At 46.0% G+C, this 250-nt stretch carries 1 protein-coding gene; it reads left to right on the top strand.

Annotated features, from left to right (window positions below; genetic code table 11):
- On the top strand, positions 1–250 hold a 250-nt coding region (locus RC73_RS19690), incomplete at both ends, for a transposase (protein WP_039036217.1).

Genomic DNA, 250 nt, shown 5'->3' with positions numbered 1-250 from the left:
CAAGAAAAATCCTAACCTACCTGAAACATGGCAAGTAAGAGCCGTGACTTATCAGGTACAAGGTAAGCAAAAAACCGTATTTACGTCTCTTCCCAGAGAGCAGTACGATGCGGGAGCAGTCGCGGCGCTTTACCACGAGCGATGGGAAATTGAATTAGGGTATCGAGACATAAAAAGTTCGATGCAACACAATGCGTTAGTGCTGAGGAGTAAGACAGTCGAACTTGTCTATCAAGAGTTATGGGGGCTG

The organism is Shewanella sp. ECSMB14102, assembly GCF_000813075.1.
GTDB lineage: Bacteria > Pseudomonadota > Gammaproteobacteria > Enterobacterales > Shewanellaceae > Shewanella > Shewanella indica.
The sequence above is the reverse complement of the archived record's forward strand: the minus strand, read 5'-3'. Positions and strand labels throughout refer to the sequence as shown.